Source organism: Polaromonas sp., from assembly GCF_016185115.1.
Classification (GTDB): Bacteria; Pseudomonadota; Gammaproteobacteria; order Burkholderiales; family Burkholderiaceae_C; genus Polaromonas.
The window spans coordinates 296,398-310,973 of the sequence record NZ_JACPOF010000020.1 but is presented as its reverse complement, the minus strand read 5'-3'; the positions used below and the strand labels follow the sequence as shown (position 1 = coordinate 310,973).

At 59.5% G+C, this 14,576-nt stretch carries 13 protein-coding genes; 7 read left to right on the top strand and 6 right to left on the bottom strand.

The window, feature by feature from the left end; all coding sequences use genetic code 11:
- Positions 1-54: 54 nt before the first annotated feature.
- The 4 genes from HYX42_RS14455 to HYX42_RS14440 are packed head-to-tail and all read left to right on the top strand — an operon-like array spanning position 55 to position 4,345.
- On the top strand, positions 55-768 hold the full coding sequence (locus tag HYX42_RS14455; protein WP_293404186.1) for a TetR/AcrR family transcriptional regulator: 714 nt from the start codon (positions 55-57) through the stop codon (positions 766-768).
- A 25-nt stretch (positions 769-793) separates the two neighbouring features.
- Positions 794-1,636, top strand: coding sequence for a type 1 glutamine amidotransferase domain-containing protein (locus HYX42_RS14450; protein ID WP_293404184.1), 843 nt, complete (start codon positions 794-796; stop codon positions 1,634-1,636).
- The gene (locus tag HYX42_RS14445) at positions 1,633-3,297 is read left to right on the top strand and encodes a sulfatase-like hydrolase/transferase (RefSeq protein WP_293404182.1); all 1,665 of its coding nucleotides are present in this window, start codon (positions 1,633-1,635) and stop codon (positions 3,295-3,297) included. The genes HYX42_RS14450 and HYX42_RS14445 overlap by 4 nt, the downstream gene beginning before the upstream one ends.
- A 13-nt stretch (positions 3,298-3,310) precedes the next feature.
- Complete coding sequence (locus HYX42_RS14440; RefSeq protein WP_293404180.1) at positions 3,311-4,345, top strand: formylglycine-generating enzyme family protein; 1,035 nt, start codon at positions 3,311-3,313, stop codon at positions 4,343-4,345.
- Between the two features lie 69 nt (positions 4,346-4,414).
- Here HYX42_RS14440 and HYX42_RS14435 read toward each other — a convergent pair whose 3' ends face one another.
- From HYX42_RS14435 to HYX42_RS14420, 4 genes are all read right to left on the bottom strand, one after another.
- Positions 4,415-5,278, bottom strand: a complete 864-nt coding sequence (locus HYX42_RS14435) for a DNA adenine methylase (protein ID WP_293404178.1) — start codon at positions 5,276-5,278, stop codon at positions 4,415-4,417.
- A 38-nt stretch (positions 5,279-5,316) separates the two neighbouring features.
- Entirely contained in the window at positions 5,317-6,624 is a 1,308-nt protein-coding gene (locus tag HYX42_RS14430) for a hypothetical protein (RefSeq protein WP_293404176.1), read from the bottom strand.
- A gap of 90 nt (positions 6,625-6,714) precedes the next feature.
- Positions 6,715-7,647: an arginase gene (rocF, locus tag HYX42_RS14425; RefSeq protein ID WP_293404174.1), complete on the bottom strand. Its 933-nt coding sequence runs from the start codon at positions 7,645-7,647 to the stop codon at positions 6,715-6,717.
- A 269-nt stretch (positions 7,648-7,916) separates the two neighbouring features.
- On the bottom strand, positions 7,917-8,840 hold the full coding sequence (locus HYX42_RS14420; RefSeq protein WP_293404172.1) for a LysR family transcriptional regulator: 924 nt from the start codon (positions 8,838-8,840) through the stop codon (positions 7,917-7,919).
- 95 nt (positions 8,841-8,935) lie between these two features.
- On the opposite strand from HYX42_RS14420, the gene HYX42_RS14415 reads away from it, so the two are divergent.
- The 3 genes from HYX42_RS14415 to queC all read left to right on the top strand — a co-directional run bounded on the left by HYX42_RS14415 (position 8,936) and on the right by queC (position 10,959).
- Positions 8,936-9,289 (top strand): protocatechuate 4,5-dioxygenase subunit alpha, encoded by a 354-nt coding sequence (locus HYX42_RS14415; protein ID WP_293404170.1) that lies wholly within the window; start codon positions 8,936-8,938, stop codon positions 9,287-9,289.
- A 19-nt stretch (positions 9,290-9,308) separates the two neighbouring features.
- The gene (locus tag HYX42_RS14410) at positions 9,309-10,160 is read left to right on the top strand and encodes a class III extradiol dioxygenase family protein (RefSeq protein WP_293404168.1); all 852 of its coding nucleotides are present in this window, start codon (positions 9,309-9,311) and stop codon (positions 10,158-10,160) included.
- A 97-nt stretch (positions 10,161-10,257) separates the two neighbouring features.
- Positions 10,258-10,959 (top strand): 7-cyano-7-deazaguanine synthase QueC, encoded by a 702-nt coding sequence (gene queC / locus HYX42_RS14405; RefSeq protein ID WP_293404166.1) that lies wholly within the window; start codon positions 10,258-10,260, stop codon positions 10,957-10,959.
- A 68-nt stretch (positions 10,960-11,027) separates the two neighbouring features.
- Here the strand turns inward: queC and HYX42_RS14400 are convergent, their stop codons facing one another.
- The gene (locus HYX42_RS14400; RefSeq protein WP_293404164.1) at positions 11,028-12,653 is read right to left on the bottom strand and encodes an MFS transporter; all 1,626 of its coding nucleotides are present in this window, start codon (positions 12,651-12,653) and stop codon (positions 11,028-11,030) included.
- Between the two features lie 47 nt (positions 12,654-12,700).
- Positions 12,701-14,536 carry an ABC transporter ATP-binding protein/permease gene (locus HYX42_RS14395; protein WP_293404162.1) on the bottom strand — a complete coding sequence of 612 codons (1,836 nt, stop codon included), beginning with the start codon at positions 14,534-14,536 and terminating at the stop codon, positions 12,701-12,703.
- Between the last annotated feature and the right edge of the window lie 40 nt (positions 14,537-14,576).

The following is a 14,576-nucleotide window of genomic DNA, read 5'->3' as shown; positions in this document are numbered from 1 at the left end:
TTTGGGGCTGGCGTTTTCCGCGCCGGCGGCAACTTGCCCATCAACAGGAACTTCATGGCGATCAAGGCAAAAACCGGCAAACCTGCAGAAGCGTCGCGGCTGTCGCGTGACGACTGGCTGGACGCTGCCTTCAATGCCGTGGTCGAAGGCGGTTTCGACAAGGCGCGCGTACTCATGCTTGCCGATACGCTGGGTGTGACACGCGGCAGCTTTTACTGGCATTTCACCGATCATGCAGAAATGATTGCGGCCCTGCTCGCACGCTGGTGTGAGCGCGAGATGGCGCTGGAGAAGCAGTTGCGCGCAGAAACGGCGTCTTTCACCGACCCGCGCGATGACCTGGCCCACCTGCTCAAGGCCGGGCTGGCGCATGCGGGTAAAGACCTTGAAAACATGCGCTTCGAACTTGCCCTGCGGGGCCAAGGCCGGCGCGACCCTGATGTGGCAAAGATGCTGGCCGACATTGACCAGTCGCGCATGGGTCTGTTCAGGGAAAAGTTCATGGGGCTGACCCATGATGAAAAGAAATCGTCCGAACTGGCATCGCTCTTTTACCTGGCGATTGTGGGCGGCAACCAGGCGCTCAGCCGCCCCGGCAACCCGCCGAATCTGAATGTTTACCTGATGGAACTCATCTCCAGCTACCTGATTGAACAGCAAGCGCCCGCCGTAGCCGTCAAGCGCAGGCCCGCCAACCGCAGGCCTGCCATTCACAAGTCCGCCACACGCAAGCTCGCCACCCTCAAGCCTGTCAAGGCGCGTGCCTGACCCTACTTCATTGAATGAACACACCATGTTGATCGCCTTCATCATTGCCACCGTCCTGGGCCTCTTTTTGTGGCTGGGTCTGCCCGCCCTGCTTACCGCGTTCGGGCTGCACCCTGCTTACAGGGGCCCTTCGCACACTCTCAAGGGTGGCCGGGCATTGGTAGTGACTACCAGCCATTCGACACTGGGTGCAAGCGGCAAGGCGACCGGCGTTTTCGGCTCAGAAATGACCGCTCCGTATTACGAGTTTCTTGATGCCGGCATGTCAGTCGATGTGGCCAGCATTCGCGGCGGGGCGATACCCATCGAGCCTGACTCGTTTCGCTGGTTTCTTGCAGCACCATCAGACAAGCGCTACCTGAAAGACCCCGTGTTTCAGGCCAAGGTCAAGAACTCGCTGCGTATCGAGGCGCTCGATTTCACGCAGTACGACATCATTTTTCTCGCCGGTGGCTGGGGTGCGGCCTATGACCTTGGGACCTCTGCGGTGTTGGGTGAGCAGATCACCCATGCATGGGCGGCGGGCAAGGTGATAGGCGGCGTGTGCCACGGCCCGCTCGGCTTGCTGCTTGCCAAAGACACCAACGGCCAGCCTCTGGTCAAGGGCAAGCGCCTCACCGCCGTGACCAACCGCCAGGTCAAACAGCTGGGCATCACCATCACGCCACAGCACCCCGAGCGCGAGCTGCGTGCGGCAGGTGCGTTGTTTGAAAGTTCCAGCAAGGTGCTTGAGCCCTTTGCCAACCTCACAGTGGTTGATGGCCGGCTGGTGACAGGCCAGAACCAGAACGCAGGTGTCGAAACCGCACAAAAAATGCTGCGCGCTGCGGGTGGCCAGTCCGTGGCCGAAAGACTGGCCACCGCATGAAGCTGCGCAACACACTGATCACCGCTGCCGTGCTCATCGCTGGCCTGGGCGGGCTGGCCTATGCCAACCGCCTGCTCATCCTGCAACACTCACTTGGCTGGTACACAGATATTGTGTATCCGCGTGACCCGAACAAGGCCGTGCCTTGGGTAGCCGGGCCGGCCACTGCCGCGCAGCCACCCGCGCAGCGCGCACCTAATGTCATCGTCATCCTGGCTGACGATATGGGCTTTAACGACGTCACCACCTACGGCGGAGGTTATGGCAAAGAGGGTGTGCCGACACCCAACATCGACGCCATCGCACGCGACGGTGTGCGCTTTGACAATGGCTATGCGGGCGCGGCAATTTGCACCGTTTCGCGTGCCGCGCTCATGACCGGCCGCTACCCCTGGCGTTTTGGCGTCGAGTTCACGCCCACGCCGGGCGCGATGGCGCGGGTTGCAGGCCCCATGTATGCCGAAACCCGTGGGCTTCACCCTGTCATCATTGATCAGCAAAAAGCCCGTGAAGCCAAATCGTTCAACGACCTGGGCATGCCGCCAACAGAGCAGACCGTGGCAGAGCTGCTCAAGGCGCGCGGCTACCACAACATCCACATCGGCAAATGGCACCTGGGCAGCACCGCAGAAATGCGGCCCAACAACCAGGGCTTTGACGAGAGCCTGTTCATGGAGAGTGGCCTGTACCTGCCCGAGAACTCCCCCAATGTCGTCAATGCAAAGCAGGCGTTTGACCCGGTCGACAAATTCCTCTGGCCCAACATGCGCTTTGGTGTCAGTTACAACAACGGCAAATGGTTTGAGCCCAACAAGTACCTGACCGACTACTTCACCGATGAGGCCGTGACCGCCATCAAGCGCAACAAAAACCAGCCCTTCTTTTTGTACCTGGCGCACTGGGGCGTGCACACGCCGCTGCAGGCCAGCAAGGCCGATTACGACGCGCTGCCCAACATCGCCGACCACAGGCGGCGCGTGTATGCGGCCATGGTCAGGGCGGTAGACCGCAGCGTGGGCCGCGTGCTGCAAACCCTGAAAGACGAAGGCCTGACGGACAATACCATCGTCATCTTCACCAGCGACAACGGCGCGCCCGGCTACATCGGCATACCTGAAGTGAACCGGCCCTACCGCGGCTGGAAGCTCACGCAGTTTGAAGGCGGCGTGCGTGTGCCCTATGTGGCCATGTGGCCGGGCCGCATACCGGCGGGCTCGCAATACAAGCAGCCTGTCTCCAGCATCGACATACTGCCGACGGTGGTTGCAGCGGCAGGCGGCAGCCTGCCGACCGACCGCGTGACAGATGGCGTCAACCTCATGCCCTTTCTCGGCAAGGGCGCGGTGCAGCAACCCGGCCGTGCGCTGTTCTGGCGCGACGGGCCTTACCGCACCGTGCAGCAGGGTGGATGGAAGCTCATCGTGTCAGAGAAACCAAAAAAGGACTGGCTCTTTAACCTGAATGTAGACCCCACCGAGAAGATCAACCTCGCCGTCACGCAGGCAGACAAGGTGCTTGAGCTGAAAGCCGTGCTGCAGGCCCACCACGCCAACATGCCGCCGCCTCTGTGGCCATCGTTCATAGAGCTTCCCGTTGCCATCGACAAGACGCTTGACCAGAAGCAGACGCCTGCTGACGAATACACCTACTGGTACAACTAGACCGCCTGCAATCATGGCCGTACCGAGCAAAAAAATACTGCTGATATCCATCGCTCTCGTCACTGTGTGCGTGGCAGCGGGTGTGGTGTTGACGAGGCAGCGAGCACCTGAAGCGGTACCGGTGAAGGTAGCGAGTAAGCGCGCCCCTGAAGTCACGCAGTGCACCTTGCCTGCGCAGCCTGATGCCAAGCACCCGGGCATGGTCTGGGTGCCCGGCGGCAGTTACGACATGGGCGACACCGTCTACCCCGAAGAGTCGCCGATTCAAAAGGTCAAGGTCGCCGGCTTCTGGATGGACAGAACAGAAGTCACCAACGCAGAGTTTGCAGCCTTCGTCAAAGCCACCGGTTACGTCACAGATGCAGAGCGCGGCCCCGACCCCAAACTGCAGGCTGCATTGCCGCCCGAGATGCGCCTGCCCGGTGCGGTGGTGTTCGTCGTGCCCGCCAACGTTAACAACCAGGGCAGCGCCATGCAGTGGTGGCGCTATGTGCCCGGTGCCAACTGGCGCCACCCCGCCGGCCCCGCAACAAGCATCGAAGGCCGCGATGCATTCCCCGTCGTCGCCGTGAGCTACGCAGACGCAAAAGCCTATGCAAAATGGAAAGGTCGCAGCCTGCCATCAGAAGCGCAATGGGAATGGGCCGCACGCGCAGGCCAGCCACAAGCCAGCAAAGACCACGCCCAGCCCAAAGACGCCAACAGCTGGCAGGGCATCTTCCCCATGGTCAATTCAGCAGAAGACGGCTTCACAGGCCTGGCCCCGGTCGGCTGCTATGCCGCCAATGCGTATGGCCTGTTCGACATGATTGGCAATGTGTGGGAGTTCACGACAGACGCCTGGCGGCCTTTTCATGGTGACCCGGAAGGCAAACCTGATCAGGCACCGCGCATGGCCCAAACCGTTGCCGGGCAGCGTGTGATCAAGGGTGGGTCTTACCTGTGCTCACCCGACTATTGCATGCGCTACAGGGCGGGTGCCCGGCAGCCGCAGGATGATGATCTGGGGGCCAGTCATTTGGGATTCAGGACGGTTATGCAAAGGTAATGGGATTTGATCGATCTGTTTTCACTGACTTTCCTCGTAAGTTCAACGCATAAGTTACGCAGAGGTCAGCTATTGAACGCGAATAATCTTGAAATCACTCAACGGTGGAGCAATAAGCTTTGGATCAAGAACCAATAGTTCAGTACCGACCCGTTTCACCTGAGCCGAATAATTGAGGTCGCTGGTAAACCTAGGAAACCGAGCATAGAGTTGCCGTATCGCGGGAGCGTCATCGTAAGTCACCATCCATCTTCGGTCGATTTTTTCTACAGCATGGGCGAGTGTGGAGTGGTCTTCGGTCTTATAGAAACTTGTGTAGAGTTCCGAACCCTTTTCGTAATAGGGTGGATCAAGATTCACTAAGGTGTTTTCGCCGGTCTCGGGAATCACCTTGTGGAGAAACTGAACGGCATCAAGTCTTGTCAGCTTGACCTGACTTCTAACAGCGGCAATACGCTTTATCTTGAGAATCAAATCGTCTCTGTTAAAGCGACAGTCGAGAAGATAGTTGCCGTTCTGATTAAGGCCTCCGATGACACCAGCCTTGATAATTCCGGACCGATTTGTTCTATTAAGGAAGAGAGTCGAAAAACCTCTTTCTACGACGGTGTGCCCAGTGGGAAAAGCGTAGATCTCTCGCTGTTTTTTCCATTCTTCTATAGTGATATCAGTTCGTTGAACAAGTTCGCAAAGTTCTTCGGAGTGATTTAAGACGCTTCGCCAGAAAGCATAAATTGCAGGGTCGAAATCATTCAGATAAATCTTGGTGACATAGTTGTTCAAAAGCAAGTGAATTGCAATACCAGAGCCTCCGGCAAACGGTTCCGCGTACTCACCATAAAACAAATCGTTGCGTCGTAGTACTTCAATGACAAACGGGATTAGTTGGCTTTTGCCGCCAGGATAGCGAAGAGGAGTATTTGTTACCGGCATTGCTGCATGCTACTTAACAAATCGATTTTTGGCCACCCCTATTTTGTCGGTGTGATCAGTTCCGTCATGACGTCTTGCAGAGAGTCCCAAAGCTTTATGGAGTCAGTACGCGTGGGCACTTTTCCGCCATGGACGAAATGCCCAATTGAGTCTGGTGAATATCGACTTTCCACGTCATTTGCCATAACGCGTAGATTTTTGACTTGCCGATCATTCCAACCTTTTTTCTGCAGCAAATCCGCTACTCGACCAAGTTTTTTGTGTAGTTCTGTTGGCGGCGCTATGCCAGCCTTTTGTAAGGTCGTTGCAGCGGCTTGTTCAATTACTGCGCGAAGTAAATACACGGCGGCAAATGAGTGCTCTTCTGCGTCTAACTTCTTTAGTTCGTCATACAGTCGTTTCAAAATTGGCTCTTTTATATGAGCTGTGAACGTGCTCGGTATAACGTGGCGACGGTTGTCAGGGTTTGTGTTATCTCGCTTCCCTGAACCGCCTTTGGACTTAGGAGCAACCGGTGCGTCTGAGAGGTCTACTGGGTCAATATTTGAGCTAGGTGCCAGACCGTCTTTTCTAAGTTGATTGGCGTAATCAATGCGTTGCTGGACGTTTGTGCGTGAGTTCACGGCACTGTTGTCGGCCGTAGCATCCAGCAAAAATCGCTTAGCTATTTTGTCAAACTCTTCCTTCGGTACATGAACGGTGAGTGAGCGGTTGTCAGTTAAACCAACGGTGTGTCGGAATACTGGATTAGTTAGATATCGGGTAAGGGTCGAAATCTTTAGTTTTTTATGTTGCGCGTCGGTCGTAAGGCTGTGTTTTTTTGCGTAGTCCATGAGCAAGGCAGCCTGAACGTTCGGATTGGACGTCTTGTCGCCTTGCATGTTAAATCGCGTCTTTTGCCCAGAATTCCATTGCCGTGTGCCTACACCGCCTTGTGGCCCCTCGTGTCTTAACGATAACCAAGGTCGAGCTGAGATTGCCGAATCAAAAATAACCGCGTCCACCGATTTAGGCGCGGTGCCCATGCTGTCGGATAAGCTTTGAAAATATTTTCGATTGGCTTCTGAGCCAGATTTTGAAGGGTCTGCCAAAAGTTTCAGAGCGCAAATTCGGCGATTACCTTCAGCAGAAATGAACTTGTCTTTTACCTTGGGATGCGGCACAACCGCTACTCTTTCCAGTGGGCTTGTGCTTCCGAGCTTGGCTATAGATTTCGCGAGAGGTTTGACACTTTCCTCTTTCAAGAGGTAGGCGATTATTTCCGGCTCACTGTCGATCGGGTCATGTCGCGGATTGTTGTTGTCGAGAAAAATCTGGTCTACCCGGACTATCTTGTTTGTGTGCATATCGCCCCTCTAAAAGAGACATATGGTTACATATGCTTTGGTGAGTTGTCTATGGGGATAAAGACTATCGAGCGCCCGCAGGTCTAATCCCTAACGCACCAGCGTGGATGCGCCAAACAAACTGAGTACAAATTCAACCGCCAGTTCAGCCGTGCGGTTGCGCACATCAAGCGCCGGGTTGATCTCGACCACATCAAGTGATGCCAGCCGCCCGGTGTCGGCAATCATCTCCATGCAGAGCTGCATCTCGCGGTAGGTGGGGCCGCCGCGCACGCCTGTGCCTGTGCCGGGGGCTTCCAGCGGGTCCAGGCAATCAAGGTCGAAGCTGACGTGCAGGTGGGTGTTCTCGTCGACGCCGTGCAGGGCTTCGGTCATGGTGTTGCGCATGCCGTGTTCGTCGAGGTGGCGCATGTCGTAGACCTGCAGGCCGAGCTGTTTGATGGCCTGCTTTTCTTCGGCGTCTACGCTGCGTATGCCGATGAAGGCGATGTCATTGGGGGCCAGCGCAGCCTGCTGGCCGCTCCAGCCTGTGAGGGCTGCGGGGCCGTGGCCGAGCAGGCAGGCGACGGGCATGCCGTGCAGGTTGCCGCTGGGGCTGGTGGCTTCGGTGTTGATGTCGGTGTGGGCATCCAGCCAGATCACGCGCAGCTGCTTGCCCTGCTGGCGGCAGTGTCGTGCAACGGCGCTGATGGAGCCTATCGCCAGGCAGTGGTCGCCACCCATGAGCAGCGGCGTCTGGCCAGCACTGAGCGCGTTGCCCACAGCGTCAAACACGGCACGGTTCCAGGCCACGACTTCATCCAGGTGGCGTACGCCTGCGACGGGTTGCGCCCACGGGTTGGGCGGGCCGGCGAGGTTGCCGAGGTCGGTGACGTTGAGCTTGCTGGCGCGCAGTGCCTCGACCAGGCCCGCCACGCGCAGCGCGTCTGGCCCCATGCCTGCGCCGCGGGTGCTGGCGCCAACGTCGGTGGGCGCACCTATGAGGCTGATGGCGTGTGGACGAGGCGAATGTGGGAGAGGCATTGGGTGCATTGTCCCGGTCGGCGAGGTCTGGTCAAGCCGGATGACTGCCCGGGAGTTGCTTTGTGATGCTATGGTATTTATAGCTGCTCACGTGCGTACCTATTGGTCTGTAGCCCAATTTGGCACCTGAAAACCGCCCAAAAACGGCCTGGAAGTCGTTTTTTGAGGGGCTGAAGGCCCTGAACCCCCAAAATGTTAACTTCCATATTAACATTTGGTTTTGACGCCAGCTGCCAGAAACAGCCTGTTATCGGCCCGGGGCTTGGGCGCTATTTTGATGAGCCGCTGCCGCCAGGGGCAAGCCGGGGCGCCGCTGCTTCCAGTTCGCCGCGCAGCCAGCGGTGCGCGGCGTCATGCTGGTGGCGTTTGTGCCAGATCATGTACATGGGCATGGTGGGGCAGGGCACGGGCACCTGGGCACTGGCCAGGCCGTGGAGCAGGCCGGTGCGAAGCAGCCCGGGAACCGTCGTGACAAGCGGAGTGCCCCGAATGAACGACGGCAGGCCGGCGAAGCCGGGCACCATCACCCTGAAGTTGCGTTTGATGCCCTGCGCCTCAAGCCATTGGTCCAGGTCAAGGTGGCGGTGCGGCCCGTACATCACCGTCACATGCTCCGCTGAAAGATAGTCTTCACGCGTCACCGGCGGCAGGCGCTGGTCGGCATCGTAAAAAACGCGGTATTCATCTTCAAACAGGCGCTTCTGCAAAATGTCTGCGCCATCGGGCGGGCGGGGGCTGATCACGAGCTGGCAGCTTTCATGGCGTAGCATGTCCAGATCCGGGATGTCGGACGGGATCACCCGAAGCGAAACCCCGGGCGCCTTGTCCCGGAGTCTGGCCATCAGCGGCGGCAGCAGCACATCACGCTGGAAATCATTGGCGGCAATGGTGAAGGTGGTTTGCCAGTGTGCCGGATTGAACGGTCCCGATGTCGCGAAATGCTCCATTGCAGACAACAGCTCTCGCGCCGGTATGGCCAGAGCCTGGGCGCGATCCGTTGCCACGATGCCGCGCCCCGACTTGACGAACAGCGGGTCGCCGACGATGCCGCGCAGCTTGTCCAGCAGGTGGCTCACCGCCGACTGGGTGACGCCAAGCTGCTCTGCGGCCCTGGTGATGGAGCCGGTTTCCATCACCGCGAGCAGCAGCTTCAAAAGCCGGCCATCAAGTTGCGAGTAATCGAATTTGCTCATGCAACCCATCATGAAACCGCTGTTTATCTTTGGCAATGGGCGGCCCACACTCGGGTTTGACGACGATCAACAGACAGTCAAAAAAGGAGCGACGCATGAGCACCACCCCGGCCACCGGAGCCATTCCCGGCACAACCCTGTTTGATGGCGAACAGGCCAGAAAAGGCTATGCGCTGAACCGCATGTGCTTTTCATTCAACTCGCAGGCCAACCGTGACGCTTTCCTGGAGGACGAGGAGGCTTACATGCGCCGCTACAAGCTGACGGAGCCGCAGGCTGCGGCCATACGTTCGCGCTCCGTTCTTGACCTGATCGCCGCAGGCGGCAATGCGTACTACCTGGCCAAGTTCGCGGGTATCTTCGGGCTGAACATGCAGGACATTGGCGCGCAGCAGACCGGCGTGTCGGTGGAAGAGTTCAAGGCGCGTCTGCTGGCGGCTGGCCGCTGATCAACCAAAGGAAAATGTCATGGCACAACTCATAGGCGGCATCGCCACCTCACACATCCCGGCAATCGGTGGCGCCATCCACAAGGGCCTGCAGAAAGACCCGTACTGGGCACCCTTTTTCGACGGTTTCCCGCCGGTGCACGACTGGCTGGCCAGAACCCGGCCGGATGTGGTGGTGATGTTTTACAACGACCACGGCCTCAACTTCTTCCTCGACAAGATGCCGACGTTTGCAGTGGGTGCAGCGGCGCAGTACGAGAACGCCGACGAGGGCTGGGGCATACCGACACTGCCGCCTTTCAGGGGTGAGGTGGATCTGTCGTGGCAAATCATCAACACACTGGTCGGGCAGGAGTTTGACATCACCACCTGCCAGGAGATGCTGGTTGACCACGCCTGCACCCTGCCGCTCAAGCTTTTGTGGCCGGGCGATGCGTGTCCGGTCGCCATCGTGCCGGTGTGCATCAACACCGTGCAGTTCCCCTTGCCGTCTGCAAAGCGTTGCTACGCGCTGGGCAAGGCTGTGGGCGATGCCATCAGGGCCTGGGACAGCGACAAAAAAGTGGCGGTGATTGCTTCGGGTGGCCTGTCGCATCAGCTCGATGGGGAACGTGCCGGGTTCATCAACAAGGGTTTTGACCTCCAGTTCATGGACAGCCTGCTCTCCAATCCTGAGTGGGCCACCCAGTTCAGCACCACCGAGCTGGTCCGCAAGGCCGGTACACAGGGCATTGAGTTGCTGATGTGGCTGGCCATGCGCGCTGCCCTGAGCACGGGCGCCAGCCCTGCCGTTCGCAAGGTGCACAGCAATTACCACATACCGATTTCAAATACCGCCACCGGCCTGCTGGCGCTGGAGCCTTGTGACTGAGGCCTGACGTCGGGCGAAGGCCGCGTATGCGTCCTGGGCCATCGCAGCAGACCGGGGTGCAAAAAGCCTGTTTTTCGGGGTGAGCGAAAATCTGCCCATGCATACTTCCGCACTCGTTCTTTTTTCCGGCGGCCAGGACTCGACCACCTGCCTTGCGCAGGCCCTCTCGAAATACGCGCGTGTCGAGACCGTGGCTTTTGACTACGGCCAGCGGCATATTGTTGAGCTGGAGGCCCGGCTCAATGTGCTGCGTGAGATCAAGGCGCAGTTTCCGCAGTGGGCGCACAAGCTCGGTGAAGACCACATGCTGGACCTGGCCGTGCTGGGGCAGGTGAGTGACACATCACTCACGCGCGATGTCGCTTTCAAGATGGAAAGCTCCGGCCTGCCCAACACCTTTGTGCCCGGCCGCAACCTGCTTTTTCTCACGCTGGCTGCCGCGCTGGCTTACCGGCGTGACCTTCAGGTGCTGGTGACGGGTGTGTGCGAAACCGATTTTTCAGGTTACCCCGATTGCCGCGATGACACCATGAAGGCGATGCAGCTGGCGCTGTCGCTGGGCATGGACAAGCGTTTTCTGATCGAGACGCCCTTGATGTGGATAGACAAGGCCGACACCTGGGCCATGGCGCATTCACTCGGCGGCCAGCCGCTGGTCGACCTCATCGTGGAGCACACACATACCTGCTACCTCGGCGACCGCAAGCACCGCCATGCGTGGGGTTATGGCTGCGGGACCTGCCCGGCCTGCGAACTGCGCGCAAGGGGCTTCAAAAATTACATGGAACGGCAGATTTGAGGTAGCCCCACGCTCACAACGTGGCGGGGATGGATCCCGGATCGAGTCCGGGATGACACTCGTAGTGGTTACGGATGCCGTAATACATCCTCAACGATGTGCCGGGTGACCAGCGGCGGCTCTTCGCCAATGTGAAACGCCAGCTTGCGCTCGCGCAGTGACACATCGCTGGCGGTCACGCGGTCGAAGCGGCGCAGGTGTTCTGTCCATGACTCGTCGATGATCTGCTCCACATAACGCCCGGGCTTGCCGATGTCGCGCAGCAGTTCCCACTGCAGGGCGCCCTGACGCAGGCGGCTGCGCCGGCTCTCGTGCATGAGTGCGTGGAATTCCGTGCTGCGCATGGGATCAATCAGGTATTCAATCGTGACCACCACCTGGCCGATGCCGGGCGCCGCATGCTCGGGCACCTTGAAGTCGCGTGAGGGCGTCAGGTCTTCTTCAATGCTGAGGTCGCCCAGGCGCTTCTGCGCTATCAGCATGGTGACGGTGCCGCTGATGGCCGCGACCGTCAGGCCTGTGGCCACCGTGCTCATGGTTGATATCTGCCCCCACAGGGCAGCACCAGCCGCGCTGGCACCCATGATGGCCATCTGGTAGATGGACATGCCGCGTGCGCGCACCCAGTCGGGCAGCGACAGCTGTGCCGAGACGCTGAGTGAATTGGCGCAGACAATCCACGCGGCGCCGTTGAGCACCATGGCCGGTACGGCGATATAGATGTTGGGCGAAAACGCGACGATGACGGTCACCACCGACTGCAGCATGGTCGAGCGCAGGACCAGGGTGTCGCGCGGCATGAGTTGCCGCATGCGCGACAGGTTGAGCGCCGCCACAATCGCGCCCACGCCCATGGAGGCCAGCAGCAGCGTGAAGGTGCCGGCATCGCCGCCATGCAGGTTGCGGGCGATCAGCGGCAACAGGGCCAGCAGGGCAGTGGAATGCAAAAAGAAGAGCGACACCTGCACCAGCACCGCACGCAGGCGGTTGGACTGCATGACGAACTGCACGCCAACACGTATGGCGCTGACCAGGCGCTCGCGGCCCAGCGGGTTGGGCGTGTGGGCGCGGCGCCAGCGCATGATGACAAGCCCCGAGATGACCGACAGCACGGCGTTCAGCACAAAAACATATTCGGTACCGGCGCTGGCAATGATGGCGCCGGCCAGCAGCGGGCCGATGATGCGCGAGGCATTCATGGCCACGCCGTTGAGGGCCAGCGCCGCAGGCAGGTGCGCGCGTTTGACCAGTTCGGGCACGATGGCGGCGAACACCGGCCAGCGCATGGCCAGGCCCACGCCATTGGCAAAGGTCAGGGCCAGCAGCAGGGGCGGCGTCATGACACCGGAGATGACCACGATGCACAAAAGCACGGCGACGACAGCGACCCAGAACTGGGTCATGATGAAGTAGCGCCTGCGGTCCAGGATGTCTGCCAGTGCGCCGCTGGGCAGGCCCAGCATGAACACAGGCAGCGTGGACGCGGTCTGCACCAGTGCCACCCAGATCGGCGATGTGGTCATGGACGTCATCAGCCAGGCGGCGGCGACGTCGTTCATCCACATGCAGGTGTTGGCTGTGAGCCAGGTCAGCCACAGCATGCGGAAGACCGGGACCTTGATGGGATCCCAGGCCGAGAGCTTTTCGGGCGTGACCGGCGTGGCGCTGGCGGGCTGCTGTAGTTCCTCTGGCATTCAGTGACTTTTCAGGAGGGTTTCAATCGGTGGCTGCTTGTGGTGGGTCATGCCGACAGTGAGCGTTCATGCAGGTTGTAACGTGCGGGCGAACCTTCTGGCTGGGGCACCAGCTCCCACTGGCGGTTGTGGAAGGCCGCAACGCTTGGCCGGTGCGCAATCGACACCATACCGCCATGCACGGCATGAAGATGGGCCTGCAGTTTTTCATACAGCGTTTTTTCTGCAGCCTCGTCAAGCGCGGCTGTCGCTTCATCGGCAAATATCCAGCGGGGCTTTTTCAGAAGCACGCGTGCAATGGCCAGCCTTTGCTGTTCCCCGCCTGACAGCTTCTGGCTCCATGCGTCGCTGTCGTCCAGCCGGCTGGCCAGTTTCGGCAGCAGGGCATCTGTCAGCACCTGTTTGAGTGCCTCATCGGTGTACTGCATGGCGGACTGCGGGTAAGCCAGGGCGTCACGCAGGGAGCCGTCGGGAAAGTAGGGGCGCTGGGGTATGAACATGGTGTCTGGCGGGAGATGGCGTTTGCCTTCTGAAAAAGGCCAGATGCCGGCAAGGGCGCGGAACAGCGTGGACTTGCCGCTGCCAGACGGGCCCTTGACCAGCACGCTGTCGCCTGCGCGTGCAGTGAGTGTGAGGTCGCCCAGCAGGGTCTGGCCTGAGGGCAGCTTGATGCTCAGGCCTTCGGTGGAAAGGCTGTCTGCGCCCAGCGGTGCGACTGCGCTGCCCGCGACGCCGTCAACCGTCGCCCGGGTCCGGGTCCGGGCCTGCTGGTCTATGGCTGCCATGCTGTCTTCAAAACTGGTCAGGCGGTCCGTGGTGGCGCGCCAGCTGGCCAGGCTGTCGTAACTGTCGACAAACCAGCTGAGTGAATCCTGCACCTTGCCGAAGGCCGAAGAAATCTGGATCAGCTGGCCGAGCTGTATGGCGCCGCTGAAAAAGCGCGGGGCTGCCACGATGAAGGGGAAGATCACGGCGGCCTGGCCGAAAAAACTCTGGAACCAGATGAGCTTTTTGTTGGCGCGTATCAGCTGGATGTAGTTGCCAAGTACTGCGCCAAAACGGCCGTCGAGCTGGCTGCGCTCCACGGTCTCGCCGCGGTCGAGGGCAATGGATTCGCTGTACTCGCGAACGCGCACCATGTGGTGGCGGAAGTTCGCTTCAAGGCGCTGCTGCGTGAAGTTGAGCCTGATCAGCGCGCGGCCTATGTAATGCGTGAGCACGCTGCCGACGAGGCAGTAGGCGATGGCGGCCCAGACCATAAAACCGGGAATGGTGTAGGTGTTGCCACCCACGGTGAAGCCGAAAGAGCCCGACAATGCCCAGAGAATGCCGACAAAACTGGTCAGCGTCACGACCGAGTTGAGCAGGCCCATGCTCAGCGAAATGGTGGAGGTGGTGAACGAGTGCACGTCTTCCTGAATACGCTGGTCGGGGTTGTCCGGGCTTGCATTCACGTCCGTCTGGGCTGAAAAGCGGGCCAGCTCCATCTTGTAGAAAGCATGGTTGGACAGCCATCGGCGCAGGTAGTCGCGCGTCATCCATGAACGCCAGCGCACCTGCAGCAGCTGTGTCAGGTAGAACTTGTAGACCGCAATGATGATGGCCCCGAAGGCCAGGTAACTGAAGCGGCCCATCTGCTGCCAGAAAACGGCCTGGTCGCGTTTTTCAAGCGCGTCATAAAACACCCGGTACCAGTCATTGAACTGCACGGCCATGTAAACCGTGCCGAGGTTGAGCAGCACGATGGCCAGCAGCAGGCCACGCGCCTTCCATTTGTCCTCTGACCTGAAATAGGGTGCAGCAAGTGCCCCTACCCTTCTGGCAAAAGTTGTGAAGGAACTGAATCTGGCGAGCAGGCCCGCTGGCCGTATTGGCTGGTTCACGCTGGTATCCGATCTTGAGGGTGTGTGAAGGCTTGAACAG